The 25637-nt window shown below is 60.3% G+C and carries 26 protein-coding genes; 16 read left to right on the top strand and 10 right to left on the bottom strand.

What is annotated here, in order from left to right; all coding sequences use genetic code 11:
• Positions 1–39: 39 nt before the first annotated feature.
• A complete protein-coding gene (locus J3349_RS07690) occupies positions 40–225 on the bottom strand; it encodes a ferredoxin (protein WP_149794405.1) in 186 nt (61 codons plus the stop codon).
• Positions 226–356: 131 nt separating this feature from the next.
• Here J3349_RS07690 and J3349_RS07685 point away from each other — a divergent pair, with 131 nt between their 5' ends.
• Entirely contained in the window at positions 357–698 is a 342-nt protein-coding gene (locus tag J3349_RS07685; protein WP_158395083.1) for an ArsC/Spx/MgsR family protein, read from the top strand.
• A 157-nt stretch (positions 699–855) separates the two neighbouring features.
• Positions 856–1773 carry an Ice-structuring protein gene (locus tag J3349_RS07680; protein WP_207676991.1) on the top strand — a complete coding sequence of 306 codons (918 nt, stop codon included), beginning with the start codon at positions 856–858 and terminating at the stop codon, positions 1771–1773.
• Between the two features lie 61 nt (positions 1774–1834).
• On the opposite strand, the gene J3349_RS07675 is transcribed toward J3349_RS07680, so the two are convergent.
• A complete protein-coding gene (locus J3349_RS07675; RefSeq protein WP_207676990.1) occupies positions 1835–2833 on the bottom strand; it encodes a glycosyltransferase family 2 protein in 999 nt (332 codons plus the stop codon).
• 148 nt (positions 2834–2981) lie between these two features.
• On the opposite strand from J3349_RS07675, the gene J3349_RS07670 reads away from it, so the two are divergent.
• The 6 genes from J3349_RS07670 (at position 2982) to J3349_RS07645 (ending at position 8460) form a co-directional block, all read left to right on the top strand.
• Positions 2982–3353 (top strand): GntR family transcriptional regulator, encoded by a 372-nt coding sequence (locus tag J3349_RS07670; protein WP_207676989.1) that lies wholly within the window; start codon positions 2982–2984, stop codon positions 3351–3353.
• Position 3354: 1 nt separating this feature from the next.
• Positions 3355–4056 (top strand): ABC transporter ATP-binding protein, encoded by a 702-nt coding sequence (locus tag J3349_RS07665; protein ID WP_207676988.1) that lies wholly within the window; start codon positions 3355–3357, stop codon positions 4054–4056.
• Entirely contained in the window at positions 4050–4883 is an 834-nt protein-coding gene (locus tag J3349_RS07660) for a hypothetical protein (RefSeq protein ID WP_207676987.1), read from the top strand. The genes J3349_RS07665 and J3349_RS07660 overlap by 7 nt, the downstream gene beginning before the upstream one ends.
• A 452-nt stretch (positions 4884–5335) precedes the next feature.
• On the top strand, positions 5336–6433 hold the full coding sequence (locus tag J3349_RS07655) for an ABC transporter substrate-binding protein (protein WP_207676986.1): 1098 nt from the start codon (positions 5336–5338) through the stop codon (positions 6431–6433).
• Positions 6434–6701: 268 nt separating this feature from the next.
• On the top strand, positions 6702–7634 hold the full coding sequence (locus tag J3349_RS07650; protein WP_207676985.1) for an ABC transporter permease: 933 nt from the start codon (positions 6702–6704) through the stop codon (positions 7632–7634).
• 7 nt (positions 7635–7641) lie between these two features.
• The gene (locus tag J3349_RS07645) at positions 7642–8460 is read left to right on the top strand and encodes an ATP-binding cassette domain-containing protein (RefSeq protein ID WP_316542292.1); all 819 of its coding nucleotides are present in this window, start codon (positions 7642–7644) and stop codon (positions 8458–8460) included.
• A gap of 122 nt (positions 8461–8582) precedes the next feature.
• Here J3349_RS07645 and J3349_RS07640 read toward each other — a convergent pair whose 3' ends face one another.
• The 6 genes from J3349_RS07640 to J3349_RS07615 all read right to left on the bottom strand — a co-directional run bounded on the left by J3349_RS07640 (position 8583) and on the right by J3349_RS07615 (position 13409).
• A complete protein-coding gene (locus J3349_RS07640) occupies positions 8583–9347 on the bottom strand; it encodes an amino acid ABC transporter ATP-binding protein (protein WP_149794396.1) in 765 nt (254 codons plus the stop codon).
• Positions 9337–10101, bottom strand: coding sequence for an amino acid ABC transporter permease (locus J3349_RS07635; RefSeq protein ID WP_207676984.1), 765 nt, complete (start codon positions 10099–10101; stop codon positions 9337–9339). The genes J3349_RS07640 and J3349_RS07635 overlap by 11 nt, the downstream gene beginning before the upstream one ends.
• A 110-nt stretch (positions 10102–10211) precedes the next feature.
• A complete protein-coding gene (locus J3349_RS07630) occupies positions 10212–11057 on the bottom strand; it encodes an ABC transporter substrate-binding protein (RefSeq protein ID WP_207676983.1) in 846 nt (281 codons plus the stop codon).
• Positions 11058–11505: 448 nt separating this feature from the next.
• Positions 11506–12081 carry a nitroreductase family protein gene (locus J3349_RS07625; RefSeq protein ID WP_207676982.1) on the bottom strand — a complete coding sequence of 192 codons (576 nt, stop codon included), beginning with the start codon at positions 12079–12081 and terminating at the stop codon, positions 11506–11508.
• 75 nt (positions 12082–12156) lie between these two features.
• Complete coding sequence (locus J3349_RS07620) at positions 12157–12618, bottom strand: threonine/serine exporter family protein (RefSeq protein ID WP_207677081.1); 462 nt, start codon at positions 12616–12618, stop codon at positions 12157–12159.
• Entirely contained in the window at positions 12618–13409 is a 792-nt protein-coding gene (locus J3349_RS07615; RefSeq protein ID WP_207676981.1) for a threonine/serine exporter family protein, read from the bottom strand. The genes J3349_RS07620 and J3349_RS07615 overlap by 1 nt, the downstream gene beginning before the upstream one ends.
• 183 nt (positions 13410–13592) lie before the next feature.
• Between J3349_RS07615 and J3349_RS07610 the strand changes: the two genes are divergently transcribed.
• The 6 genes from J3349_RS07610 to rfbB all read left to right on the top strand — a co-directional run bounded on the left by J3349_RS07610 (position 13593) and on the right by rfbB (position 21268).
• The gene (locus J3349_RS07610) at positions 13593–14672 is read left to right on the top strand and encodes a SpoIID/LytB domain-containing protein (protein ID WP_207676980.1); all 1080 of its coding nucleotides are present in this window, start codon (positions 13593–13595) and stop codon (positions 14670–14672) included.
• 148 nt (positions 14673–14820) lie between these two features.
• On the top strand, positions 14821–17247 hold the full coding sequence (locus J3349_RS07605) for a glycosyltransferase family 2 protein (protein ID WP_207676979.1): 2427 nt from the start codon (positions 14821–14823) through the stop codon (positions 17245–17247).
• A gap of 14 nt (positions 17248–17261) precedes the next feature.
• Entirely contained in the window at positions 17262–18053 is a 792-nt protein-coding gene (locus tag J3349_RS07600; protein WP_207676978.1) for a glycosyltransferase, read from the top strand.
• 308 nt (positions 18054–18361) lie between these two features.
• Complete coding sequence (rfbA, locus tag J3349_RS07595; protein WP_158387888.1) at positions 18362–19249, top strand: glucose-1-phosphate thymidylyltransferase RfbA; 888 nt, start codon at positions 18362–18364, stop codon at positions 19247–19249.
• 16 nt (positions 19250–19265) lie between these two features.
• Positions 19266–20183: a dTDP-4-dehydrorhamnose reductase gene (rfbD, locus tag J3349_RS07590; protein WP_207676977.1), complete on the top strand. Its 918-nt coding sequence runs from the start codon at positions 19266–19268 to the stop codon at positions 20181–20183.
• 20 nt (positions 20184–20203) lie between these two features.
• A complete protein-coding gene (gene rfbB / locus J3349_RS07585; RefSeq protein ID WP_158387884.1) occupies positions 20204–21268 on the top strand; it encodes a dTDP-glucose 4,6-dehydratase in 1065 nt (354 codons plus the stop codon).
• Positions 21269–21348: 80 nt separating this feature from the next.
• Here the strand turns inward: rfbB and J3349_RS07580 are convergent, their stop codons facing one another.
• Positions 21349–22677, bottom strand: coding sequence for an MATE family efflux transporter (locus J3349_RS07580; protein WP_207676976.1), 1329 nt, complete (start codon positions 22675–22677; stop codon positions 21349–21351).
• A 21-nt stretch (positions 22678–22698) separates the two neighbouring features.
• Positions 22699–23607, bottom strand: a complete 909-nt coding sequence (locus J3349_RS07575; RefSeq protein WP_207676975.1) for a pyridoxal-phosphate dependent enzyme — start codon at positions 23605–23607, stop codon at positions 22699–22701.
• 218 nt (positions 23608–23825) lie between these two features.
• Between J3349_RS07575 and J3349_RS07570 the strand changes: the two genes are divergently transcribed.
• Both J3349_RS07570 and ffh read left to right on the top strand, forming a co-directional pair.
• The gene (locus tag J3349_RS07570; RefSeq protein WP_149794382.1) at positions 23826–24209 is read left to right on the top strand and encodes a sigma factor-like helix-turn-helix DNA-binding protein; all 384 of its coding nucleotides are present in this window, start codon (positions 23826–23828) and stop codon (positions 24207–24209) included.
• 27 nt (positions 24210–24236) lie between these two features.
• A complete protein-coding gene (gene ffh, locus J3349_RS07565) occupies positions 24237–25592 on the top strand; it encodes a signal recognition particle protein (RefSeq protein WP_158395060.1) in 1356 nt (451 codons plus the stop codon).
• Positions 25593–25637: the final 45 nt, after the last annotated feature.

Below are 25637 nucleotides of genomic sequence, written 5' to 3'. Positions count from 1 at the left end.
AGACTGAGGGATAAACCTCTCAGCCTCTTTCGGGAAGTTTTACTCTACTCTTATCGCGCTCACCGGGCAGGCGTTGGCGGCGTCCACAGCCAGCGGCACCTGGTCGGGCGGGATGTCGCCGGGGATGGCGACAGCCAGAGTCCCTTCCATCTGGTATACCTCGGGGCAGAGCCCGGCACACTGGGTGCAGCCGATGCAGAGTTCAGGGTCTACGAATGCTTTCATGTTGGTACTACCTCCATTCAGAATAAGAAAAGGCGCTGAGAGCAGTGTGGCCCGGCGGAGCAAAAAATATGCTATAGGCTTTCGGGCGCAGATATGTTACAATAGAGCAGAATGAACAGGAGGGCAAGACCATGAACATCCAGATATTCGGCACTACCAAGTGCTTCGATACCAAAAAGGCCCAGCGCTATTTCAAGGAGCGCGGCATCAAGTTCCAGATGATCGATTTGAAAGAAAAAGAGATGAGCCGGGGCGAGTTTGAAAATGTGTCCCGCGCTCTGGGCGGCTGGCAGGCGCTGGTGGACCCCAACGCCAAGGACAAGCAGACCCTCGCTCTGCTGGACGCGCTGGTAGACTGGCAGAAAGAAGACAAGCTCTTCGAGAACCAGCAGCTGTTCCGCACCCCCATCGTCCGCAATGGCCGTCAGGCCACCGTCGGCTACCAGCCCGACGTCTGGAAGAACTGGGAATAAGAAGCTGTTTTCATAACCATTGCACATACTCTGGCTATGAAAACAGCTTTTGAGCCAGTTTCACCAAAATAACACGGGCAGAGTTTTGCACCCTGCCCATGATTGTGGTATACTGTTTTTATCTGAAAAGTGAAACAACGCAGGAGACGATAACCATATGAAGATAGAAATGACCCCGGAAGAACACGCTCGGCTCCACCGCCGCCGCGGTCGGCAGGCCCTCGGGCTGGTCATCGCGGTGCTGGTGCTCATCGGCGTGCTGACCGTGCTGCACGCAGGAGTGAACGCCGTAGCAAAACTGTTTGACGATACGGCCCAGAAGCAGGAATACGAGGACAAGCTGGAAGGTCTGGTGCTGTTCGACCCTGTGCCTTTTGAGGGCATCGAGAACATCGACGACCTGACCCTCCGCGAGGCTGCGGTCTGGGGCTGTGTGTACAGCATCCAGGAGACGCAGGGCGGTTTCGACGGCTACAACACCGACCCCGATACCGAGCAGCTGCTCATCCCCTCGGTGGATGTGGACGCCTACCTCGCAAAGCTTGTCGGCCCCAGCTTCCGCATGACCCACAAGACCTTCGAGATGGAGGATATGACCATCGAGTTCGACGACACCACCCAGTGCTATAAGATCCCCGTCACCGGCAGCGTGGGCGGCTATCGCGCCACCGTCACCAAGCTGTTTAAGAAGGACGGCCTCCTCCACGTCACTGTGGGCTATATCCCCAACCAGAACGCAACGGACAGCATCCTCACCACCACCTCGGATACGCCGGTCAAGTACATGGACTATCTGTTCAGCCGCCAGAGCGGCAGCTGGTATCTCACCGGCCTGACCGAGAGCGAGACGAAGCCCGAGTCAACGGCGGCGTCCACTGCCTCCGAGCCTGCCATGATGGCAGACAGCGAGGTGCAGGACGCCATCCTCGCCACCGGCGGCGAAACGCCCGCTGACTCCGACGCCGCGTCCTCGGAGGCCGCAGCCGCCAGCGAGGAAGCTGACAGCACCGCCGAAAGCGAAGCTGCCTCGGACGCAGAGCCGCAGGCCGAAAGTGCGGCCAGTGCGGCGGCGTAAAACGAATCACAAACAAAAACCGGGAAGCTCCCAGAGCTTCCCGGTTTTTGCATATCCAGAATTATTTCAAATCAAACCGCACGACCACCAGCCGATACCAGAGATACGGCACCATGTTCCATATCATCCACAATTCCATCAGAACATAATTCGGCAAATCACGGAGACGGAAGGGGCGCTTGCCGAGCTGGCCGTTTTTGAGCAAATCGAACGCCTCACGCATTCCCTTGTCCCACGCCTCGCCGAAACCCTGTTTGTGGAACTTGTAGCACTTGAGCAGATAGCCCAGCGCCAGCGGAATGAAGTTGAGGATGAGCATCAGCAGAGGCTCGTTCTTGAGGGGGAGAAGGATGCTGTTGCGGCCGCTCTGCTGGCTCTTGAAGGCGTTGTACCGCACCGCGCCGGTGCTGGCGCCGCAGATGTGGTAGCACTTTGCCGTGGGGCAGAGGACATTCTTGTAGCCTGCGTTGTTGGCGCGCCAGCTGAGGTCTACGTCCTCGAAGTAGGCAAAAAAGTTTTCATCGAAGATGCCGATCTCGTCGAGGATGCTTTTGCGGTAGAGGGCCGCGCCGCCGCAGGCCGAGAAGATGCGCTTCTGTTTGGTGTAGCGGCTGGCCCGGCGGCCGTCGCCGGTCTTGCAGGCAAAGCCCATCCATGTGACGTAATCGCCAGCGTCGTCGGCAAGCTCCCGGTCGAAGTGGCGTATCATAAGGCTCTGGACGGCAAAAATTTTCTCGTCGCTCTCGGCCACGCGGATGAGCTCGGCCAGCCACTGGGGCTCTGCAAAGGCGTCGTTGTTGAACAGCACCACGAACTCGCTTTTCGCCCGGGCGATGCCCTGATTGACGGCGTGGGAGAAGCCGGTGTTGGAGCCGTTCTCGATGAGCTGGAAGTTCGGGCGGCTGCAATAGCTGCGGGCCTGTTCAAGGCTCTCGTCGGTGGAGCCGTTATCCACCACGATAAGCTCGAAGTCCTGCTCCGTCTGGGCGTAGACCGATTCGATGGAGTCCTTGAGCCAGCCTTTGCCGTTGATGTTGGGGATGATGATGGTTGCTTTCATAGATTCTGTGCTCCTGCGCATTTTCTTCTAGCATACAAAAGACAGTATAACATATTTTGAAGAGATTGAAAATTCCCTCTTGACAAAAAAGATGATTTGAGTATTATTGTATTAAGCACTTAGTACAGCGACACAAGGAGATGAGACGATGGGCGAACGATTCGATATGAGCCGCCCCATCTACGCACAAATCGTGGAACGGCTCAAGGCAAAAATTCTGGCGGGCATCTACCCGCCCGGCGGACATCTGGACTCGGTGCGCGACATGGCCGCAGCGGCAGGCGTCAACCCCAACACCATGCAGCGGGCGCTGGCCCAGCTGGAAGCAGAAGGGCTCGTCTACACCGAGCGGACCACGGGCCGCTTCGTCACCGAAGATACAGCCCTTTTGGAACAGCTGCGGGACGAGACGGCCCGCGCCATGACCGCCGAATATCTCGAGAAAATGCGCGGCATCGGCTACGGCCCGGCAGAGGCCGCAAAGCTTGTGACGGGCTGGGAAACAAAGGAGAGTGATTGAAATGAAGGAACTTTTAACTTGTGAGGGCCTGACGAAATCCTACCAGAAGGGGACAAACGCCCTCGATGACATCGAGCTGCACATCGGCTTTGGCCGCATCGTGGGCCTGCTTGGCCCCAACGGCAGCGGCAAGACCACCCTCATCAAACTGGCGAACGGTCTTTTGCAGCCCACGGCGGGCAGCATCCGAATCGCGGGCATGGACCCCGGCCCGGACACGAAAGCCATCGTCTCTTATCTGCCGGACGCCGCATGGCTGCCCGACTGGATGCGGGTGGAGCAGCTGGTGGAGATGTTCCGGGATTTCTACGCCGACTTCGACCCCGCCAAGGCGAATGAGATGCTGGAAAAGCTGGAGCTTTCGCCCAAAGCACCCCTCAAGAGCCTTTCCAAGGGCAACAAGGAGAAAGTCCAGCTCATCCTTGCCATGAGCCGGAATGCCCGGCTCTACCTGCTGGATGAACCCATCGGCGGCGTGGACCCGGCGGCGCGGGACTACATCCTGAACACCATCCTCACCAACTACAGCCGGGACGCCTCGGTCATCATCTCCACCCACCTCATCGAGGATGTGGAGCCGGTGCTGGATGAGGCTGTGTTCCTGAAGAACGGCAGAATTTTCGCCCACCGCTCGGTGGATGAGCTCCGCGAGACCGAGGGCATGAGTGTGGATGCATATTTCCGGGAGGTATTCAAATGCTGAAAAAGTTACTGAAATATGAGTTCAAGGCTACCGCCCGCACCTACGGCGGAATGTATCTGGCCCTGCTGGCGGCGTCGGTGCTCTTTGGCGGGTCCGTCTGGAGATGGAACGGCACCAATAGTGACGCCTATTCGACTCTCGTGGGCCTGCTGAGCCTTGTCTACACCGCCGTCATCATCGGCACCGTGGTCGTCACCATCATGACCATCGTGCAGCGGTTCTACCGCAACCTGCTGGGCCGGGAGGGCTATCTGATGCATACTCTGCCGGTGACGGAAACACAGCTTGTGACCTCGAAGCTCATCTCCAGCACCGTGTGGAGCCTGTGCAGCATCCTCGCAGCCTGCCTTTCCTTCGGCATTCTGGCTGTTCTGATGATGGCGGATATGGACCTGCTTGAGCAGCTGCCGCGGATGTGGTCGATCATCCGGGAGGCATTTGCCCGCTATAACATGGAGTTCTGGGGAGCGCTGGCTTTCAGCGGCGTCGTCGGCTTCGTGCGGATGGTCAGCGTCATCGCCTGCATCTATGCTGCCTGCATGGTGGGACATCAGTTCAAGAACCACCCCGCGCTGGCGGGCATCCTGAGCTTCTTTGTCATGCAGTATGTGCAGGGCTGGCTCGAAAAGCTGCTCCAGATCGGCACCGGCGTCTACGAGACGATCATCTATAGCGCCGTAGGCGATGTGGGCAGCATCGAGACTGCCGTTTCGGCTCTGGGCTACATGGGGAGCGCGATGGTCACGCTGGGTATCGCGGCGGCATTCGGTGTCTTCTGGTTCGGGCTGACGGTCTGGCTGATGCGAAACAAACTCAACCTCGAGTGATGAAACGTGAAAAAATCTGACGGAAAATTTTGAAATTCCCTCTTGACTTTACACGGATAAAGTGTATAATGCAATCAAACCGATGAGGCGGAAGAGAACCTGCAAAGCGCATCTTCAGTGAGCCCGGACAGTGAAAACGGGCGAGAGCGGGGCAGAGATTCGTGGGCCGCCGAGGGCCGGGCAAACGAGGCAGAGCCTCCAGTAGCTTGGGACGGAAGCCTCCGTTACAGGGCAGGGGAGTGTTGGCTCTCCGTGAGGGGCTTTGCGGCTTTCAAGAGGAAAGCGAGCAAGGCAAGCAAGGTGGCACCGCAGATTCGAATTTTTCGACTCTGTCCTTGTGGATGAACACACAGGGACAGGGTCGTTTTGTTATATGAGAACAAAAGCCCGTCCCGCAAGTGGAGCGGGTTTTTATTTTACATGCCGCCCGCTCCAGGGAAGGAGCAACCGCTATGAAAACCATGAACATGATCTCCCGCCGCAGCTTTCTGAAAGCCGCTATGGCCGCCGCCACTGTTTCCGCTCTGGGTCTGACCGGCTGCGGTTCGTCCGCTTCGAGCACTGCATCCAGCACCGCTTCCAGTGCAGCAGCATCTTCTGCCGCCGCCAGCGAGGCAGGCCAGACCTTCAAGGTGGGCATTGTCAACTATGTTGACCACGCTTCTCTGAACCAGATCGTTGCGTCGGTGGAAGAGCGTCTGGACGAGGTGGGCAAGGAGAAGGGCGTTACCTTCGACTACGCCGACTACTACGCCAATGCGCAGGCCGACCAGACCAACCTGAACCAGATCGGCGCCGACCTCGTGGCCGACGGCGTAGACGTCATCGTGGCTGTGGCTACCCCCACCGCCGCTACCATGCTGGCCGCTGTGGAGGACACCGACATCCCCGTCGTCTACTCCGCCGTCACTGACCCCGCCGCCGCAGGCTTTGACACCGAGCCGAACATCACCGGCACTTCCGACGCCCTGAACACCGACGCCATCATGAACCTCATCCTGGCCGTCAACCCCGACATCGACACCATCGGCCTGCTGTATGACCTGAGCCAGGATGCTTCTACACAGGCCATTGCAGACGCCAAGGCTTTCTGCGACAGCAAGGGCATCCAGTACATCGAGAAGAACGGCACCACCACCGCCGAAGTCCAGATGGCCGCTGAGGCCCTCATCGCCGCCGGTGTCAAGGCTGTCTTCACCCCCACCGATAACACCATCATGACCGCCGAGCTTTCCATCTACGAGACCTTCACCGAGGCAGGCGTCCAGCACTACACCGGTGCTGACAGCTTCGCCCTGAACGGTGCCTTCGTGGGCTACGGCGTCGATTACGTCCAGCTGGGCGAGGCTACCGCCGATATGGTGGTGGAACTGCTCTGCGACGGCAAGACCCCTGCTGACCTGCCTTTCCAGACCTTCGACAACGGCATTGCCACCATCAACACCGAGACCTGCGAGGCTCTGGGCCTCGACCTCGACACCGTGAAGAAGGCCTTTGCACCCTACTGCACCGAGGTCGTGGAAGTGACCACGGCGGAAAACTTTGGTTAAACCTCTCCGTCATTGCTTCGCAATGCCACCTCCCCTATCGAGGGGAGGCTTTGGCGTTTCGGAAAGCTTTCTCTCTTCGCCAGAGGCTCCCCTCGGTAGGGGCAACAACGACGACTGCCGCCAGTGGTGGAAACAGGGAGTCGTTGTTGGGGCCGCGGCCAGCAAGACGCAAGTGTAAAACACGAAGCGGATGCTGGGTGCCGCAACCCGGCCTTGTCGAGCGGTAGCGAGACTGAGAGGTTACACATTAAAATAAAAGGAGCACACCATGCTGGCGAGTATCTTTTCGCTCAACGTCATCCAGACCGCGCTCGAGCTGGGCTGCATCTACGCCCTCGTTGCGCTGGCTCTGTTTCTGAGCTATTCCATCCTGAATATCGCGGACCTGTCCACCGACGGCTGCTTCACCCTTGGCTGCGCTGTCGCCTGTCAGGTGGCGCTGACCGGCCACCCCTTCCTCGCCCTGTTGGCGGCGATGGCGGCCGGTGTGTGCTCCGGTTTTGTAACAGCCTTTTTGCAGACCCGCCTCGGCGTCGAGAGCATCATGGCCGGCATCATCGTCAACACCGGCCTCTACACCATCAACCTGGCCGTGATGGGCTTCTCGTCCACCATGTCGCTGGTCAAGACCGATACCGTCTTCTCCATCGCCAAGAGCGCCCTGAGCTTCACGGGCGGCGGGTATAAGCTGGTGCTGGCGGCGGTAGTCATCGCGCTGGCCGGTGCCGCCATGGTGGGCTTCCTCGGCACCCGCCTCGGCCTCTCGATTCGTGCCACCGGCGATAACGCTGCCATGGTGCGTGCTTCCAGCATCAACCCCGCCTTCACCATCACGGTGGGCCTCTGCATCTCGGGCGCATTGACGGCCCTTTCCGGCGGCCTGCTGGCTCAGTACCAGAAGAGCTGCGACATCAACGTAGGCACCGGCATGGTGACCATCGCGCTGGCTTCCCTCATCATCGGCGAAACGCTGGTGGGCAAGCGGACGATGGTGCGCCGTGTGCTGGGCGTCGTGTTCGGCAGCTGCCTCTACCGTTTTATCGTGGCGGTAGCCCTCCGCTTCAACGTCCCGGCTGCTGCCATGAAACTGGTCAGCGCCATCATCGTGGCTGTGGCCATCTCGATGCCCGCCATCCAGGAGAAGATCGCCTTTGAGAAGCGCCGCAATGCGGCCCGTCAGGCACGGAAGGAGCGTGTGTAAAATGGAGATGCTCGAACTTCGTGACCTGCACAAGACCTTCAACCCCGGCACTGTCAACGAGAAAGTGGCCCTGAACGGCGTCAGCCTGACCATGGAAGCGGGAGACTTCGCCACCATCGTCGGCTCCAACGGTGCGGGCAAATCCACCCTCTTCAACGCCATCACCGGCGGCTTCATCGCCGACGAGGGCAGCATCACGCTGGGCGGCGAGGACATCACCTTCGCGCCGGAATATCAGCGCAGCCGGGTCATCGGCCACCTGTTCCAGGACCCGCTCAAGGGTACGGCCCCCAACATGACCATCGAGGAGAATCTGGCGCTGGCCTACCTTCGCGCCGGGACCGCTCCCAACGCCATCTTCTCCCGCATCTCCCGCAAGGATAAGGAGATCTTCCGTGAGAAGCTGGCCCTGCTGGATATGGGCCTCGAAGACCGGATGAAGCAGCCGGTGGGCCTGCTGTCGGGCGGTCAGCGTCAGGCACTGACCCTGCTGATGGCCACCCTCGTCACCCCGAAGCTCCTGCTTCTGGACGAGCACACCGCCGCTCTCGACCCCGCCACCGCCGAAAAGGTGCTGGACCTCACCAAGAGCATCGTGGCCGAAAAGAAGATCACCTGCCTGATGGTCACCCACAATATGCATCAGGCATTGGAGCTGGGCAACCGCACCCTCATGATGGACGCGGGCCGCATCGTCTTCGATGTCAAGGGCGAGGCCCGCAGCAAGATGACCGTGGACGACCTGCTTGAGAAGTTCCGCGAGAACGCCGGCAAGGTCCTCGACAATGACCGCATCCTCCTGAGCAAGGTGGAAGCCAACAACTGAGCATAAGAAGAAAGACTGCTGCAAAACAGCTCTCTGAAAAAAACAATGAACAAAACCCGGAACTCCTTCAGAGCCAGGACGGCTTGAAAAGAGTTCCGGGTTTTGTGTTGTTTCTTTCTATCTTACAGCATCTTGGAGAGGAATGCCTTCAGACGCGGGTGCTTGGGGTTGGTGAACAGCTCCTGCGGCGGCTCATCCTCCTGGATCCTTCCCTCGTCAATGAAGATGACGCGGTTGGAGACTTCGCGGGCAAAGCCCATCTCATGGGTGACCACCAGCATGGTGATGCCGGTGTGAGCCAGCTCTTTCATCAGCTCAAGCACTTCACCGACCATCTCGGGGTCGAGGGCGCTGGTAGGCTCATCGAAGAGGATGACGTCCGGGTCCATTGCCAGTGCACGCGCGATGGCGATGCGCTGCTGCTGGCCGCCCGAAAGGCTCTTGGGGTAGACGTTGGCCTTATCGGCCAGACCTACGCGGGCCAGAAGCTCGTCGGCGCGCTTGGAGATGGCCTCTTTGTCCTTGAGCTTGAGCAGGCTGGGGGCCAGCTCAAGGTTTTTCTTGACGGTCAGGTGGGGGAAGAGGTTGAAGTGCTGGAACACCATGCCCATCTTCTGGCGGACAGAGTCGATGTGGTCGTCGTCCACCTCCACGCCCTCAAATTTGATGCTGCCGCCGGTGGGGATCTCCAGCCGGTTCAGGCAGCGCAGGAAGGTGGATTTGCCGCAGCCCGAGGGGCCGATGAGGCAGACCACGTCGCCGCGGTAGATGTCGATGTCGATGCCCCGCAGCACGTCCAGAGTGGGGGCAGCCTGCTTTGCGCCCTTGCGCTTTTCGCCGCCGTAGGTCTTGGTCAGGCCCCGGACTTCCAGGATCTTATCGGTCACTTTGTGCCAGCCTCCTCTCAAATTTTGCAAGCAGCCAGGTAAAGATCATCACCAGCACCAGATAGATCAGTGCCACGCCAAACAGGGGGAACATGGCCTCGTAGGTGCGGTTCATGATGCCCTGGGCCGCATACAGCAGCTCCTTGCCGCCGATGACGGTGATAAGGGAGGTATCCTTCAGCAGCATGATGAACTCGTTGCCCAGGGCAGGCAGCACCGCCCGGATGGCCTGGGGGATGATGATGACCACCATGGTGGTGATGTAGTTCAGGCCCAGGCTGCGGCCGGCCTCCATCTGGCCCGGGTCCACAGCCATCAGGCCGCCCCGGATGATCTCGGAGACGTAAGCGCCGGAGTTGATGCCCAGCGCCAGAGCGCCTACCATGGTAAAGTTGCGGCTGTTGTTGAAGATGACCATGCTCATGATCAGCAGCTGCACCATCATGGGGGTGCCCCGGATCACGGTGGTGTACACCTGGCACACGGCGTTAAAGATCCCCAGCACCGGGTTGCGGCGGCCGGGACGCTGCTGGTCGTGGGCCACACGCACCAGCGCCACCACGCTGCCCAGCAGGACGCCCATGGCCAGAGCAATGGCAGTGACCAGCAGGGTGGTGCCTACGCCCCCGATGTACTGGAGCCAGCGGTCCTTCAGGACAAAGGCCTGATAAAATTTGTAGAACAGCTCCTGCCCCATGTCCAGCCGGCCGCCGCTTTTCAGCAGCTGGCTCAACAGTTCGTATTGTGCGGCCATTCGCATCCTCACTTTCTTTTCGTCTGTTGTGATCTTGTCAGAATTTTGTAACCTATATCCCTTAAAAAAGGGGAGGTGCCCGGTGGGCCGCCTCCCCTTGAGGGGTCTGTTTACTCAGCCTTGATGTACTTGTCCACGATGGCCTGCAGGGTGCCGTCGGCCTTCAGCTCCTCCAGAGCGGCGTTCACAGCCTCCAGCAGAGCGGTGTTGCTCTTGTTCATGCCAATGGCGTAGTCCTCCTCGGCGTAGCTGGTGTCCAGGATCTTCAGGCCGGGGTTGGACTCCACATAGGCCTTGGCGGGCTCGTTGTCGATGACCACAGCGTCCACCTGGCCGTTGTTCAGGGCCTGTACAGCGGTCAGGCCGTTGTCGTAGGCCACCACGGCGTCCTCGCCAAAGTCGTCGGAGCAGTACAGGTAGCCGGTGGTGCCGCGCTGGGTGCCGATCTTCTTGCCGGCCAGATCGTCCACAGAGGCAATGTCGGAGCCCTCGGGCACGATGACGGACTGGATGCCGGTGGCGTAGCTGTCGGAGAAGGACATCACAGCCATCCGCTCGTCGGTGACAGTGATGCCTGCCATGGCGATGTCGGCCTTGCCCTGCTGCACGCTGAGCAGAGCGGCGTCAAAATCCATGTCGTCGATCTGCAGCTCCAGACCCAGCTTCTCGGCAATGGCCTGTGCGGTGTCCACATCGATGCCCTCAATGGTGCCGGCGTCGGTGGTCATCTCGTAGGGAGGGAAGGTGGCGTTGGTAGCCATGGTCAGCTTGCCAGCCTCAACGGTGGTCAGCTCAGCAGCGGCAGCGCTGGTAGAAGCAGCCTCAGAAGAAGCAGCAACAGAGCTTGCAGCAGCGGAAGAAGCAGTGGAGGCAGAGCCGCCGCAGGCGGTCAGAGCCAGAGCAGCAGCGGAAACAGCGGCGGCAGCCAGGAAGCTGCGGCGAGAGATCTTTTTCATATTCAAACACTCCTCTTTATGTGCATATCGTTTGCATCTCTCTGCTGCGATGCGATTCATCGAAAAATCAGAGAGCGTGTTTAGTATAGGTTGTACAATTTGAAAAGTCAAGTGTTGTGCAAAAATTCCATCAAATTGAAACCGAATTGCAAACAATTATGCAGAATAAAGCTTGAGAGCGATGTATATATGCAGAACCTCTCAGTCTGCTTCACAGACAGCTCCCCTATCAGGGGGAGCCCTTAGCATGTCGGTCAGGCTTACGCTGGACGAGCAAGGCTTGATTTATCGGGAGCTGTAGTGTCCTGCTGCCTGGATTCACGGCAGCTTGACAAAATGCGTTGTCCAGAAGTTGCTGCCCTCTGCAGCGAGGCCCGGCATTTTGCGCCACCGAAAGCTTTCAGCAGTCAGCGCAGAGCGGCCCGGCGCGCCAGCGCTGACGGAGAGGTTAAACCGTCCGCGCCAGCTCTTCCACGCTCCGCTTCGGCACGCAGTAGTCACCGTTCTCATCGAGGTAATACTTGATGCCGGTCTTCTCCGTCATCGGTACGACTCTGGCGGCGTGAGTGGGGTAGCCAAGAGCTACCATGAACGCCAGCTTGTCCGGCGCGGCGATGCCCAGCAGCTCGCTCAGGGCGGGCTTGTTGATGGCGCCCATGATGCAGCTGCCCACGCCCTTGGCCCATGCGGCGGGGGTGATGTTCGCCAGCGCGATGCCGGTGTCGGTGTTCAGGTCGCCGGGAATGGAGCTGTCCTGCACGACGGCCAGATACATCACAGGCTGCTCGTCGGCTTTGGGAGCACCCTGCTCCGGCGGCAGATAGGCGGCCCACTTGACCAGCGGATGGACCTTTTTCACCATCTCAGGGCTCTGCACAACCACCAGCTTCACGGCCTGACGGTTCGCGCCGCAGGACGACAGGCGCAGGGCCTCCACCATATCGTCCACCACATCCTGTGACACCGGCTTCTGGGCGAAGCGGCGGTAGGTGCGGCGGGTGTTGAGCGTTTCCATAATAGACATCGGCAGACACTCCTTTATATTAAGTATGATTTGATTATAGCACCGGCGAAAGGGCCGCACAAGGGAGGCGGAGATCTATTTCCGCTTCCAGGCGTGGCCGCTGGGCATGGGCAGACCCAGCACCAGCGCGATGCCCACAGCCAGCGCCACGGCCACCTTGAAGGTGGAGATGCCGTTGGCCAGCGAAAGGGCATTCTCGCCCTGGATGAAATAGTAGGCGGTGTAGTAGATGCCCGCGCCGGGGACCAGCGGGAAGATGCCGGTCAGCAAAAAGACCGTCACCGGCGTTTTGAGCAGCACGGCGCAGATACGCGCCGCCAGCGACAGTGGGATGACCGCGATGAGGGAGGCGGCCGCCGCGTCGGCCCCGTATAAGACAGCCAGCTCGTAGACGAACCAGCCCACCGCGCCCACCAGCGCACAGCAGGGGAGCGTGCGCTTAGGGCAGGCGAAGAGGACGGCGAAACTCAGCGTTCCCGCCCCGGCCAGAAAGAACTGTGCCACCAGCTGGCCGATCTGTGTGCTTGTCAAGGTCATCATACCACCGTCACCCCCGTCAGCAGAGAAGTAAGGCTCAGAACAAGGCCGGTGCCGATGGCGATGCTGGCCGCGATGAGCAGGGCATCTATCATCCGGATGGTGCCGGAGAGGTAGTCGCCCTGCACGAAATCCCGGATGCCCATGGTGAAGGCGATGCCGGGGGTCAATATCATCAGGGTGCCGATGATGGCGTGGCTGGCCTCAGTGTCCAGCAGATGGCACCCCAGAATGCAGACCAATGTAATGAGCGCTGCCGCCGAGATCTTGCGGAAGCCGTTGGAAAGATTCTTCTTTTCGCACAGCAGCAGATAGCCGCTGACGATGAAACCCGCCGCCGCTGCCGCCAGCGCCGAGCGTATCGTGCCGCCGAAGATGAGCGCAAAACAGGCTGTGCCGCTCATCCCGGCGAGGAGCTGGGTCTTCCCCTTGGGGAAGGGGATGCGCCGGGCCTCGGCCAGGCGGTGTTCAGCCTCGTCCAGTGTGACGCCCCCGGCTGCTATCTTGCGGGAAAGGGCGTTCACCGCGACCACCCGGCCTAAGTGAGTCGTCCGCACCGGCACGTTCCGCACTTCGGCGATCTCTGCCGTGCCGGCGCTGGCGAAGATGCCGTTGGTCAGCACATAGACGTGGAACTCCCGCAGATGGAAGCTGCGGGCCATGATCTCCATCGTCTGCTCCACCCGGAAGACCTCTGCTCCGTTTTCCAGCAGCGTCTCGCCCGCCGCCATGATAAAGTCCATGATGCGGCGCCGCTGCTCGTCGCTGGGATATAACTCTCTGCTGTCCATTCCGGCCCTCCCTGTCATGCCCGCCAAAGGGGGGCATATCATCTCATGCTATACTGTATCATAATTCCGGCGGCTTGCAAAGGCGTCTTTTCACATTTTTGCACAACTTCCGTCCTTGCCGTCGGGGGTGCAGTGTGTTACACTGATAATAACTATGAAAAGATCCAGAAACCACAGGAGGAAATGACCGTGAAGCAGAGTCTGAGTTTCGCGCGCCGTCTGACGGCGCTGGTGCTGGCAGCTGTGATGCTGTGCGTGGCTGTCCCGGCGGCGTTCGCCGAGGATGCCGCACCCGGAGCCACCACCATTGGCGGTGCAAACACCACCCTTATCCCTGAGGAAGAGGAAAATTGTCTGAGCTGGCTCTTCGGCTCCAAAGATAAGATCACACTGCCCTATCTGAACATCAAGGGCAAGGGCCTGCGCCGGAATGTGTCGCTGGACCTCGTGGACTGCCTGGTGGGCATCACCTACACCGAGCTTGGCTCCATCGGCAGCTATGTCAGCGCCAGCGCCGCGCAGGAGGCGTGGAAGGCCCAGGCCGTGGCCATCCACTCCTACCTCGAGTACCATAAGCAGTACGGCTCCTCGGCCAACGCCCTCATCTACACCCCCGTGGAGAACATCCCGTCCTCGGCCCGGTCGGCTATCCGCAAGGCGGTGGAGTCGGTGAAGGATGAGGTGCTGACCTACAACGGCAGCGTCATCGACGCCGTCTGGTCGGCCAGCGCGGGCTACAACACCCAGACCGGCGTCTACGGCACCTGTTCCAGCCTCGACGCCTGGGGCTCGGACGTGCCTTACCTTAAGAGCGTGGAAAGCCCCTATGAGCGCCAGTACCACGAGAAGATGCGCCGCATCATCGGCAAGGATTATGACTATGTCGAGTACAACGACAGCCGCACCGGTGAGCCCTACCAGAGCGCCGACACCACCCACAAAGACCTCGGCGGCTTCGTCCAGTACAATACGCTGGTGTCCAATGGCCGCAGCTACCGATATATCGGCCAGTTCGTGTCCTCCCGCTACTGCTTCGATTTCAGCACGGATGCAACGGGCGTACCCTGTATGTACTACTACGGCTTCGGCCACGGCGTGGGCATGAGCCAGTGCGGCGCCGTGGGCTACGCCGCCGAGGAGGGGATGGGCTACCGCGACATCCTGAAGCACTACTACTCCGGCGTTTCCATCCGGACGGTGGGCAGCGGCACGAGCTCCGGCGGCGGTCTGTTCGGCTGGCTGCGCCGCCTGCTGGGCATGTAAAAAATCAAAAGGAATTGCGCAAAATACTTCTCAAATGAGACGTGATTTGGTATACTGTACACGCTTGTACACAAGAGACAGACTATTTCGCGTTTCACGCTCCAGAGCGGGAGCGATACGATAAAGAACAACAGGTGGAGAGAACGGAATGCAGTTGGAGAAGGAAAAGAAAGAAAAGCGGGAGCGGGATCGCTGCCGCGCACTGGCGCAGCGCATCGCGGAGGAGGCAAACCCCGCCTCGGCGGCCCTGCTGGGAGAGCAGATGCCCCTGCTGACGAAAGCCCTGCACAGTGCAGGTGTGGAGGCAGAAGAGTGGACAGAGAGCTCTGAGGCAGAGCTTCTGGTGGTGGCAGACCCCGCGTGGGAAACGCTGCCCGAGACGCTGCCCGCCCGGGTGCTGCTGGTGAGCGATGAGAGCACCGTTATGGCGGGCTGGGCCGAGCAGCTGGCTCAGCGGGGATACTTCCGCGATTTTGGCTGGCGCAGCAAGGGCCGCGCTCAGCCGTCGGCGCTGTTCTGCACCAGTCAGCCCACCCAGCTGAAGATGGTGCGGGGCTACGAGATGGAAATGGACATCCTGCGTGACCGGATGGTGCGCGCCGAGCGCACCTGCGGCGAGGAAGCCGAGCTCATCGCCCGGCTGCGCACCGACCTTTCGCTCAGCCGCAGCCATGAGCAGCAGCTGGAAAAGACGCTCGGCGAGGTGACCGGCTCGAAGTTCTGGAAGATGACCTGGCCCATGCGCTATGTCGTCAGCAAGAGCCGCCAGCTCTGGCACACTCTGCCCCTCTTCGTGCTCCTGCGGGAGCTGCGCAGCGGCGGCATCGAGGGTGTGCGGGAACAGGCCCGCGCCCGCCGCGAGTACGCCGCCCTCTTCCCGGGCAAAGTCATGCGCGCCGACCGGTTCGCACCGGTGGAACTGCTGGTGCGGCAGGTAGACGACCAGCCCGCAGGCCCCAAAATCAGCATCGTGGTGCCGCTCTACAACACCCCGCTGGACTTCCTCGAAGAGCTGCTGGATTCCGTTGTGAACCAGACCTACCGCAACTGGGAGCTCTGCTGTGTGGATGCCGGCACTGCCCCGGGTGTGGGCGAGATGGTGCAGCAGCGCGCCGCTGTGGACCCTCGTATCCGCTACAGGAAGCTGGAGAAGAATGAGCTCATCCCCGGCAACACCAACAAGGGCATCGAGATGGCCACCGGCGACTTCATCGCCCTGCTGGACCACGACGACATCCTCCACCCCTGCGCCCTCTGGTACGCGGCCAAGGCCATCGCCGAGCAGGGAGCCGACTTCGTCTATACCGATGAGGCGACCTTCGAGGGCAAGGTGGAGAATGTGGTGCTCTACCACTTCAAGCCGGATTTCATGCTGGACAACCTCCGCTCCAACAACTATATCTGCCACCTGACCCTCTTCAGCCGCCGGCTGATGGACGCCGCAGGCGGCCCGGAGCGGATGGAGTACAACGGCAGTCAGGATTACGAGCTCTTCCTCCGCCTGACCGAGACGGCCCGGAAGATCGTCCACATCCCCCATGCCCTCTATTACTGGCGTTCCAGCCCCGGCAGCACGGCCAGCGACATCTCCGCCAAGACCTACTGCATCGACGCGGGCATTGCTGCCCTCAAGGCTCATTACGCCCGCTGCGGTGTCGCCGTGGACGATGTGTCCCTCATCCCGGGTACGCCGGGCTACTACAAGACTGACTACACCATTGCCCATCCGGGCCGGGTGAGCATCCTCATCCCCACCTGCGACCACATCCGCGACTTGGAGACCTGCGTGGAGTCCATCTACGCCCGCACCACCTACCCGGATTTTGAGATCATCCTCATCGAGAACAACAGCAAGGCCCCCGAGACCTTCCGCACCTACGAGCGGATGCAGAAAGAGCACCCCGATAACCTCAAGGTCGTCACCTGGGAGGGCAAGGGCTTCAACTACAGCGCCCTGAACAACTTCGGCGAGAAGTTCGCCACCGGTGAGTATCTGCTTCTGCTCAACAATGACACCGAGGTCATCACCGCCGCCTGGCTGGAAGAGATGGTCATGTATGCCCAGCAGAAGCGGGTGGGCTGCGTGGGCGCAAAGCTGCTCTACCCGGACGATACCATCCAGCACGCCGGTGTCGGCTTCGGCATCGGCGGCGTGGCGGGCCATCTGCACAAGTACTATCCCGCCAGCTCCGACGGCTATATGGGCCGCCTGAACTATGTGCAGGACGTCTACGCTGACACCGCCGCCTGCCTGCTCATCCGCAAGGAGATCTACGACGAAGTGGGCGGTCTGGACGAGAGCTATGCCGTGGCCTTCAACGATGTGGACTTCTGCGTCCGCGTCCGTCAGGCAGGCTACACCAACGTCTTCACCCCGTTTGCCCAGCTCTACCACTACGAGAGCAAGAGCCGCGGCATGGAGGACAACCCCGAAAAGCAGAAGCGTTTTCAGGGCGAGGTGCTGCGTTTTCAGGCCCGCTGGGGCGATCTGCTGGCTGCGGGCGACCCCTGCACCAACCCCAACTTCGACATCCAGCGCGAAGATTTCAGCCTGAAGATATTACCGCTGGAATGATAAGGAGAACGAACTTGGAACTCTCTGCCTGTATCGTTGTCTATAACGGCTGCGACGAAGCCCTCAAGGCGGCGCAGACGGTGCTGCAATACACCCGCCGCCACCCGCTGACCCTCTATCTGGTGGACAACGCCAGCCCCGACGGCAGCGGCGCACGTCTGGAAGCCGCCGTGAAGGGCGGCGCTTTGAGCACTCAGCCCGGCCAGAAAGTCGAGGTGCGCTGCCGCAAGGAGAACGGCGGTTTCGGCACCGGACACAACACCGTCCTGCCGGAGCTGACGAGCGACTATCACTTTATCCTGAACCCGGACATCCAGCTCACCGCCGATACCCTCAGCGATTTGGCCGACTGGATGGCCGCTCACCCGGATGCTGTGATGGCCCGGCCGGGGCTGCGCTTCCCGGATGGCCGGCTCCAGAGCCTGCCGCTGCGGCGCTGTGCGCTGCGGCCCATGGTCTACCGCCAACTGCCGTTTTTGAAATTCTGGGAGAAATATAACCGTGCGTATTTGATGGAGGGGGAGGATCTGTCCGCTCCCGTTGAGATCGAGTTCTGCACTGGCAGCTTTTCCGCTGTGCGGACAGCGGAGTTCAAGGCCGTAGGCGGCTTCGATGAGCACTACTTCATGTATGTGGAGGATGCCGACCTGACCCAGAAGATGCGAACCACCGGCAAAGCCTATCTTGTGCCGCAGTACACCGCCATCCATGCGTGGCATCGTGCAGCCCACCGCAGCCTCAAGCCCTTTTTGTGGCAGACCGGGAGCCTGCTGCGGTACTTCCACAAGTGGGGGTTCAAGTTCTGAGCCTCGCTGATGAAACAAAAGAGCGCCCTCCGCAAAAATTTTTGTGGAGGGCGCTCTTTCCTTGCTTTTTTTCCGATTTGATAGTAGAATAAGGTGTAATACTATCGCAAGCTTGCCAGTAGTGCATAGCGAGATCCTGCCAGCGCGCGTGGCGCGGGAAGCCCGGCGGCTGGCGGCGTATTACCACCAACATTGTTTACAGCGGACGCAGCTCCGCTTTGAATCCATACAGGACCCGGCGGATACGCTGCCGGGCCTTGTACAAGCTGCACAACTTTTTTATTTCATAATATAAGGAGTGCACAAAAATGAAAGGTATCATTCTGGCCGGCGGTGCCGGCACCCGGCTCTATCCGCTGACGATGGTCACCAGCAAACAGCTGCTGCCCGTCTACGACAAGCCGATGATCTATTATCCTCTGTCCACCCTCATGCTGGCGGGCATCCAGGACATCCTCATCATCTCGACCCCCACCGACACGCCCCGCTTCGAGGCGCTGCTGGGCGATGGCAGCCAGTACGGCATCCATCTGCAATATAAGGTCCAGCCGTCCCCGGACGGTCTGGCTCAGGCTTTCATCCTCGGTGAAGAGTTCATCGGCGACGACTGCTGTGCAATGATCCTGGGCGACAACATCTTCTACGGCAACGGCTTCTCCAAGATTTTGAAGAATGCTGTCTCCAACGCCGAGAACAAGGGCCGCTGCACCGTGTTCGGCTACTATGTGCCGGACCCCGAGCGCTTCGGCATCGTGGAGTTCGACGCGAACGGCAAGGTGCTGAGCGTCGAGGAGAAGCCCCAGCACCCCAAGAGCAACTACGCCATCACCGGCCTGTACTTCTACAACAAGGAAGTCGTTAAGATGGCAAAGCAGGTCAAGCCCTCCGCCCGCGGTGAGCTGGAGATCACGACCCTGAACGATATGTACCTCAAGCAGGATGAGCTGGACGTCCAGCTGCTGGGCCGCGGCTTTGCATGGCTGGACACCGGCACGATGGACAGCCTCGTGGAGGCAGCCGACTTTGTGCGGATGATCGAGAAGCGTCAGGGCATCAAGATCAGCGCCCCCGAGGAGATCGCATTCAAGTACGGCTGGATCGACCGCGACACCCTGCTGGAAAGCGCAGAACGCTACGGCAAGAGCCCCTACGGCCAGCACCTCAAGAATGTGGCCGACGGCAAACTGAAGTATTAAGAGAGGCGGTATCCGCATGAAAATCATTGTTACCGGCTGCAGAGGCCAGCTTGGCACCGAGATCATCAAGCAGCTCCGGGAAGGCCGCAGTGAGCTTGGCCCCATCCCCGAGAAGCTGGTGAACGCCACGGTCATTCCGGTGGACCTGCCGGAGCTGGACATCACCAACTACAAGATGGTGGATGACTTCATCCGCCGCCAGCGCCCGGACGTCATCATCAACTGCGCCGCTTTCACCAACGTGGACGGCTGCGAGGTGAACCATGACGCTGCCTTCAAGGCCAACGCCATCGGCCCCCGCAATCTGGCACAGGCCGCCACCAAGACCGGCGCACGTCTGGTACACGTCTCTACGGACTATGTCTTCTCCGGCCGTGAGAACGGCGGCATTCCGCAGGATGAGGCCACCATTCCCGGCCCCATCAGCGCCTATGGCTCCACCAAGCTCATGGGTGAGAAGTATGTGGAGCAGTTCTGCCACCGCCATTTCATCGTCCGCACGGCCTGGCTCTACAGCTACTACGGCAAAAACTTCGTCAAGACCATCGTGAACGCCGGCAAGAAGTTCGGCAAGCTGGAAGTCGTCAACGACCAGTGTGGCAACCCGACCAACGCTGTCGATCTGGCCCACGAGATCCTGCAGCTCTGCGTGACCCACGAGTACGGCCTGTATCACTGCACCGGCGAGGGCATCTGCTCCTGGTATGATTTCGCATCGGAGATCATCCGCCTGTCCGGCGTGGACGCCACCGTGGCTCCCTGCACCAGCGAAGAGTACAAGGCAAAGCACCCGGACAGCGCTGACCGCCCCAAGTGGAGCGCTCTGGACAACCGGATGCTCCGCTGCACCGTCGGCAACGATGTCCGCGACTGGAAAGATGCGCTGGCCTGCTTCTTCGAGCACTGGGACGGCGACAATGGGATGAAAGCTTAATTTAAGAGGAAAATCTTATTATGAAAAAATATCTGATCACCGGCTGCGCCGGTTTTATCGGTTCCAACTTTGTGCATTATATGCTCAAGAAGTACCCCGAGATCCTGCTGGTCAACCTCGACAAGCTGACCTACGCCGGCAACCTCGAGAACCTGAAGGACGTTGAGGGCGACCCCCGCCACGTCTTTGTGCAGGGCGACATCTGCGACAAGGAGCTGGTCGAGAGCCTGTTTGCAAAGTACGATTTCGATTACGTCATCAACTTTGCCGCGGAGAGCCATGTTGACCGCTCCATCAAGAACCCTGAAATTTTCGTCCAGAGCAACGTGATGGGTACCGTCAACCTGCTGCAGCGCGCCAAGGAAGCATGGTACGACGCTGAGGCCAAGACCTGGAAAGAGGGCAAGAAGTATCTGCAGGTGTCCACCGATGAGGTCTACGGCGCTCTGGGCGCTGAGGGTTTCTTCATGGAGACCACTCCGCTCTGCCCCCACAGCCCCTACTCTTCCTCCAAGGCCAGCGCTGATATGTTTGTCATGGCATTCCACGACACCTACGGTATGCCCATCAACATCACCCGCTGCTCCAACAACTACGGCCCCTACCAGTTCCCCGAGAAGCTCATCCCGCTGATGATCAACAACGTCAAGCACCACAAGCAGCTGCCCGTCTACGGTGACGGTATGCAGATCCGCGACTGGCTGTACGTTGAGGACCACTGCAAGGCCATTGATATGGTCTGCAACGGCGGCAAGGTGGGCGAGGTCTACAATGTCGGCGGCCACAACGAGCGCCCCAACATCTTCATCGTCAAGACCATCATCGAGCAGCTGCACGACCGCCTGAAGGACGACGGCATCAGCGAAGACCTCATCAAGCACGTCGCTGACCGTCTGGGCCATGACCGCCGCTATGGCATCGACCCCACCAAGATCAAGAACGACCTTGGCTGGTATCCCGAGACTCCCTTCGAGAAGGGCATCGTCCTGACCATCGACTGGTACCTCGACCACGAGGAGTGGATGGAGCACATCACCAGCGGCAACTATCAGAAATACTACGAGGAAATGTACAAGAATAAGTAACTCCTTGTAAATAGCCTGAAAGCGAAAAAGAGCAGGGCGTGCGGCCATATGGCTGCACGCCCTGCTCTTTTTTGTCGGAGTTAAAGCTTGTCCTCTTTCATGTAGCGGATGAGCAGGGGCAGCTCATAGACCAGCATGGACAGCCAGCCGATGCCGTAGCTTACAGGCATGATTTGAAGGTCTACCTTGAGTACCAGCACCAGCACAGCGGCGGCGGCCACGCGGAAGCCCATGTTGAGCATACTGCTGTTCAGGGTGATCTTCAAATCGCCGAGGCCGCGGAAGCCGCCCTGAATGCCGTTGGTCACGCCGGGCATCAGGTAGAAGAAGGAGGCGCACCGCAGGAACTTGACGCCCAGGTCGATGACGGCGGGGTCATCCACGAAGAGGGAGATGATGGGGCGGGCGAAGAGCAGGCAGACGGCCATCAGGCAGAAACCGTAGATGAGCTCGATGCGCAGGCCGCAGAAAAAGCCCTGACGCACCCGCTCCTTTTTGCCGGCACCGTGGTTCTGAGCCATCAGGGTGGTCATGGCGTGGGCGATGTTCTGCTGGGGCATATAGGTGAAGTCGTCCACCCGGCTGGCGGCGGTGAAAGCGGCCATTGCGTTGATGCCCAGAGTGTTGACGATGGCCTGCACGGCGATCTTGCCCAGCTGGACGGTGGCCTGCTGCATGGCGCTGGTCCAGCCGTACTGGACGGTGCTGCGCAGCAGAGAGCCGTCAAAGACGAGCCAGCGCCGCCCCAGCTGAAGGACGGGGACTTTGAGCTGGATGTAGACGACGCAGAGCACACAGCAGAGCGCCTCGCTGAGGACGGTGGAGAGGGCGCAGCCTTCGCTGCCCCAGCCCAGCACCTCGACAAAGAAGAGATCGCCGCCGATGTTCAGCACCGAGCTTATCATCAGAAAGTAAAGGGCGCTCTTGCTGTCGCCCAGCGCCCGCATGGTGGCGGCGAGGAAGTTGTAAAAGAAGGTGAAGATGAGGCCCGCAAAGACGATGCGGAGGTACTGCACCGCGATGGGCAGGATCTCTTCCGGAACCTGCATCAGCCGGAGCAGCGGCGTCGCCAGCAGGACGCAGAGGGCCGAAAAGACCAGCGAGAACACCGTGCCTGCGATGGCAGTGGTGGAGACCTGACGCTCCACGCGCTGGGTGTCTCCGGCACCATAGGCGGTGCTGACAAGGATGCCAGCACCGAGGCAGAGACCGTTGATGAAGAGGATGGCCAGCGTCATCAGCGGGTTGGAGGTGCCGACGGCGGCAAGGGCGTCTTCGCCGACAAATTTGCCCACGATGATGCTGTCGGCGGCGTTATAAGTGAGCTGAAACAGGTTGCCCAGCACCAGCGGGATGGTGAATTTGACCAGAAGGGGCGTGATGGCTCCGGTCGTCATGTCTTTTGTCATGGATTCCTTCTCTTTTCCCTTTTATAGTATGTTCTGGCGTGCGCTGAACACGGCCAGTGCCGAACGGCTTTTGCCGTTTGCGATAAGCCGGGCCGCTGCGTGAAGGGCGGCACCTGCGCTGGGGGAGGCCGGGATGGCATCGGTGCGCAGGACCCGCTGCGCCGCCCGGACGGCATCGGCGGTGGTGACGGCAGCGATGTTGTCCACTACATAGGAGTTGTAGTTGCCGGGAACGAGGCCGAAGCCGATGTCCGGGATGCCGTGGGAGCCGGTGAGGCCGCTGGTCAGGGCCTGACTCTCGTAAGGCTCCACGGCTACGATGCGGACGTCATTCGTCCACGCCTTGACCGTTTCGCCCACGCCGGTGATGGTGCCGCCGCTGCCCACGCCGATGACGATGCTGTCCACGATGCTGGAACCCTCCCGCGCGATGGAGCGCACCAGTGCAGGCCCCGTCACCCGGCGGTGATAGGTGGGGTTGTCGTCGTTGTTGAGCCAGTCCATATAGTACCAGCCCTTTTCGGCGGCGGTGGCTTTTGCCAGCGCCCGTGCGCCTGCAAGGCCCGCCTGGGCCGGGGTATGGATGATCTGCGCTCCGAGGCGTAGCAGGCTCTCCTGCCGCATGGCGGGGGCGTCCTCCGGCATGACCAGCGTCACCGGGTGGCCCGCCGTCAGCCCCGCCAGCGTCAGCGCTGTGGCAAAAGGCCCTGACACGGCCTCCACGATGGTCTGGCCGGGGGTCAGCGCCCCGCGCTCAAGGGCCAGCGCCAGCATCCCCTCAGCCAGCTCGTCCCGCGCCGTGCCGGTGGGGCCGTTGTAGTTCAGATAGGCGTACAGCCGCCCCCGCAGCCCGCAGGCCGCAAGATAGCCCCGCAGCTCGACGATGGGGCCGGGCAGCAGGGTCTGGTAGATGTTGGGGTAGATAGGCACGGGCGGTCTCCTTTCGCGTCCGGGGGAAAGCTTACGCCTATAACTTTAACGCAAAGGAGAGGAAGCGTCAAGCAGGGCTTGGGCAGAAAAGAGAAAAATCGGAAGAAAATTTGGCAAAATGACGCAAAAAGTCCTTGACAAGGGACACCCCGTCTGCTATACTCCGTATGTAAAGCAAAAAACCTTTACAAACGGCGGAGGTCAGAGCAGGACAGAACATGGCAAAAGACTTTGAAATGGGCTATCTGCTCGATTTTTACGGCGAAGTGCTCACGCCCAAACAGCGCGAGATGCTGCGCCAGTATTACAACGATGACCTCTCCCTCAGCGAGATCGGAGAAAACTTCGGCATCACCCGGCAGGGGGCGCGGGACGCCATCAAGCATGGCGAAACGGCCCTCAAGGAGCTGGAAGAAAAGGTCGGCTTCGCGGCCCGGTACCGCCGGGTGCAGCAGACACTGGAAGAGCTGGAGCAGCTGGTCATCGACGCCCGGTTTGAATGTACCGGCCCGAACGCCCGGCTGACCACCACCGAGTATGCCGCCACTCTGAACAAGATGCTGGGGCTCATCCGCTCCATCGACGAAGTGAATGAGAGCTGAAAACTGATTTGAGAGGAGCACCGAACAATGGCATTTGAATCTTTGACCGACCGCCTTGCCGGTGTGTTCAAAAAGCTGCGCGGCCACGGCAAACTGAGCGAGGCGGACATCAAAGCCGCCATGCGCGAGGTCCGGATGGCCCTGCTGGAAGCTGACGTCAACTACAAAGTGGCGAAGGACTTCTGCGCAAAGGTCTCCGAGCGCGCCATGGGCCAGGAGGTCATGGAGAGCCTGACCCCCGCCCAGCAGGTCGTCAAGATCGTCAACGAGGAGCTGGTCGCCCTGATGGGCGGCGAGGAAGCGCCTCGTCTGGTCATCAAGAACAAGGGTCAGACCATCATCATGCTCTGCGGCCTGCAGGGCAACGGTAAGACGACCCACGCAGCAAAGCTTGCAAAATACTACATCAAGCAGGGCCGCCGCCCGATGCTGGTGGCCTGCGACATCTACCGTCCGGCCGCTATCGACCAGCTGCAGGTGGTGGGCAAGCAGGCTGGTGCGCCGGTCTTCACCCTGCCCGGCGAAAAGCCGCCTGCCATCGCCAAAAAGGCGCTGGCCCACGCCAAGGACTACGGCAACGACATCATCATCCTCGATACCGCAGGCCGCCTGCAGATCGATGAAGTGCTGATGCAGGAGCTGGTCCAGATCAAAGAGGCTGTTCCCGTGGACGAGACTCTGCTGGTCGTGGACGCCATGGCCGGTCAGGACGCCGTGAACGTCGCCAAGACCTTCAACGAAACGGTCGGCATCGATGGCATCATTCTCACTAAGACCGACGGCGATACCCGCGGCGGCGCAGCCCTCTCGGTGCTGTCTGTCACCGGCAAGCCCATCAAGTTCCAGGGTACCGGCGAAAAGCTGGATGACCTCGAAGTCTTCCATCCCTCCCGCATGGCAAGCCGGATCCTCGGCATGGGCGATGTGCTGAGCCTCATCGAGCGCGCACAGGATGCCGCCGACGAGAAGCTGGCCGAAGAGACCGCCAAGCGGATGATGGAAAACAAGTTCGATATGAACGATATGCTGGCCCAGTTCGCCCAGATCCGCAAGATGGGCGGCGCGGGTGCCATGCTGAGCATGATGCCCGGAATGTCCGGCATCGACGCCAGCCAGATCGACGAGAAAGCCTTCGACCGCATCGAGGCCATGATCTACTCGATGACCAAGGCCGAGCGCGAAGACCCCTCCATCATCAACCCCAAGCGCAAGCGCCGCATCGCTGCGGGCAGCGGCACTCAGGTGTCTGATGTCAACAAGCTGCTCAAGCAGTTTGAGATGATGCAGAAGATGATGAAGCAGTTCAAGAAGAGCCCCAAGGGCTTTGCCCGCAAGCTGGGCGGCCTGATGGGCAACCCGGGCGCCTTTAGAGGCATGAAATAATTCCGGTATACACCCCGCTGTGGGGTTGTACAGATAGATTTAATC

The sequence above is a fragment of the Faecalibacterium sp. Marseille-P9590 genome, from assembly GCF_017377665.1.
Taxonomy (GTDB): Bacteria; Bacillota; Clostridia; order Oscillospirales; family Ruminococcaceae; genus Faecalibacterium.
This window is presented reverse-complemented; position numbering and strand designations above follow the sequence as displayed.

Bases quoted from the DNA above. Each gene is read 5' to 3' on its own strand.
- J3349_RS07690 (WP_149794405.1), bottom strand. From the start codon at position 225: ATGAAAGCATTCGTAGACCCTGAACTCTGCATCGGCTGCACCCAGTGT.
- J3349_RS07685 (WP_158395083.1), top strand. From the start codon at position 357: ATGAACATCCAGATATTCGGCACTACCAAGTGCTTCGATACCAAAAAG.
- J3349_RS07680 (WP_207676991.1), top strand. From the start codon at position 856: ATGAAGATAGAAATGACCCCGGAAGAACACGCTCGGCTCCACCGCCGC.
- J3349_RS07675 (WP_207676990.1), bottom strand. From the start codon at position 2,833: ATGAAAGCAACCATCATCATCCCCAACATCAACGGCAAAGGCTGGCTC.
- J3349_RS07670 (WP_207676989.1), top strand. From the start codon at position 2,982: ATGGGCGAACGATTCGATATGAGCCGCCCCATCTACGCACAAATCGTG.
- J3349_RS07665 (WP_207676988.1), top strand. From the start codon at position 3,355: ATGAAGGAACTTTTAACTTGTGAGGGCCTGACGAAATCCTACCAGAAG.
- J3349_RS07660 (WP_207676987.1), top strand. From the start codon at position 4,050: ATGCTGAAAAAGTTACTGAAATATGAGTTCAAGGCTACCGCCCGCACC.
- J3349_RS07655 (WP_207676986.1), top strand. From the start codon at position 5,336: ATGAAAACCATGAACATGATCTCCCGCCGCAGCTTTCTGAAAGCCGCT.
- J3349_RS07650 (WP_207676985.1), top strand. From the start codon at position 6,702: ATGCTGGCGAGTATCTTTTCGCTCAACGTCATCCAGACCGCGCTCGAG.
- J3349_RS07645 (WP_316542292.1), top strand. From the start codon at position 7,642: ATGCTCGAACTTCGTGACCTGCACAAGACCTTCAACCCCGGCACTGTC.
- J3349_RS07635 (WP_207676984.1), bottom strand. From the start codon at position 10,101: ATGGCCGCACAATACGAACTGTTGAGCCAGCTGCTGAAAAGCGGCGGC.
- J3349_RS07630 (WP_207676983.1), bottom strand. From the start codon at position 11,057: ATGAAAAAGATCTCTCGCCGCAGCTTCCTGGCTGCCGCCGCTGTTTCC.
- J3349_RS07625 (WP_207676982.1), bottom strand. From the start codon at position 12,081: ATGTCTATTATGGAAACGCTCAACACCCGCCGCACCTACCGCCGCTTC.
- J3349_RS07620 (WP_207677081.1), bottom strand. From the start codon at position 12,618: ATGACCTTGACAAGCACACAGATCGGCCAGCTGGTGGCACAGTTCTTT.
- J3349_RS07615 (WP_207676981.1), bottom strand. From the start codon at position 13,409: ATGGACAGCAGAGAGTTATATCCCAGCGACGAGCAGCGGCGCCGCATC.
- J3349_RS07610 (WP_207676980.1), top strand. From the start codon at position 13,593: ATGACCGTGAAGCAGAGTCTGAGTTTCGCGCGCCGTCTGACGGCGCTG.
- J3349_RS07605 (WP_207676979.1), top strand. From the start codon at position 14,821: ATGCAGTTGGAGAAGGAAAAGAAAGAAAAGCGGGAGCGGGATCGCTGC.
- rfbA (WP_158387888.1), top strand. From the start codon at position 18,362: ATGAAAGGTATCATTCTGGCCGGCGGTGCCGGCACCCGGCTCTATCCG.
- rfbD (WP_207676977.1), top strand. From the start codon at position 19,266: ATGAAAATCATTGTTACCGGCTGCAGAGGCCAGCTTGGCACCGAGATC.
- rfbB (WP_158387884.1), top strand. From the start codon at position 20,204: ATGAAAAAATATCTGATCACCGGCTGCGCCGGTTTTATCGGTTCCAAC.
- J3349_RS07580 (WP_207676976.1), bottom strand. From the start codon at position 22,677: ATGACAAAAGACATGACGACCGGAGCCATCACGCCCCTTCTGGTCAAA.
- J3349_RS07570 (WP_149794382.1), top strand. From the start codon at position 23,826: ATGGCAAAAGACTTTGAAATGGGCTATCTGCTCGATTTTTACGGCGAA.
- ffh (WP_158395060.1), top strand. From the start codon at position 24,237: ATGGCATTTGAATCTTTGACCGACCGCCTTGCCGGTGTGTTCAAAAAG.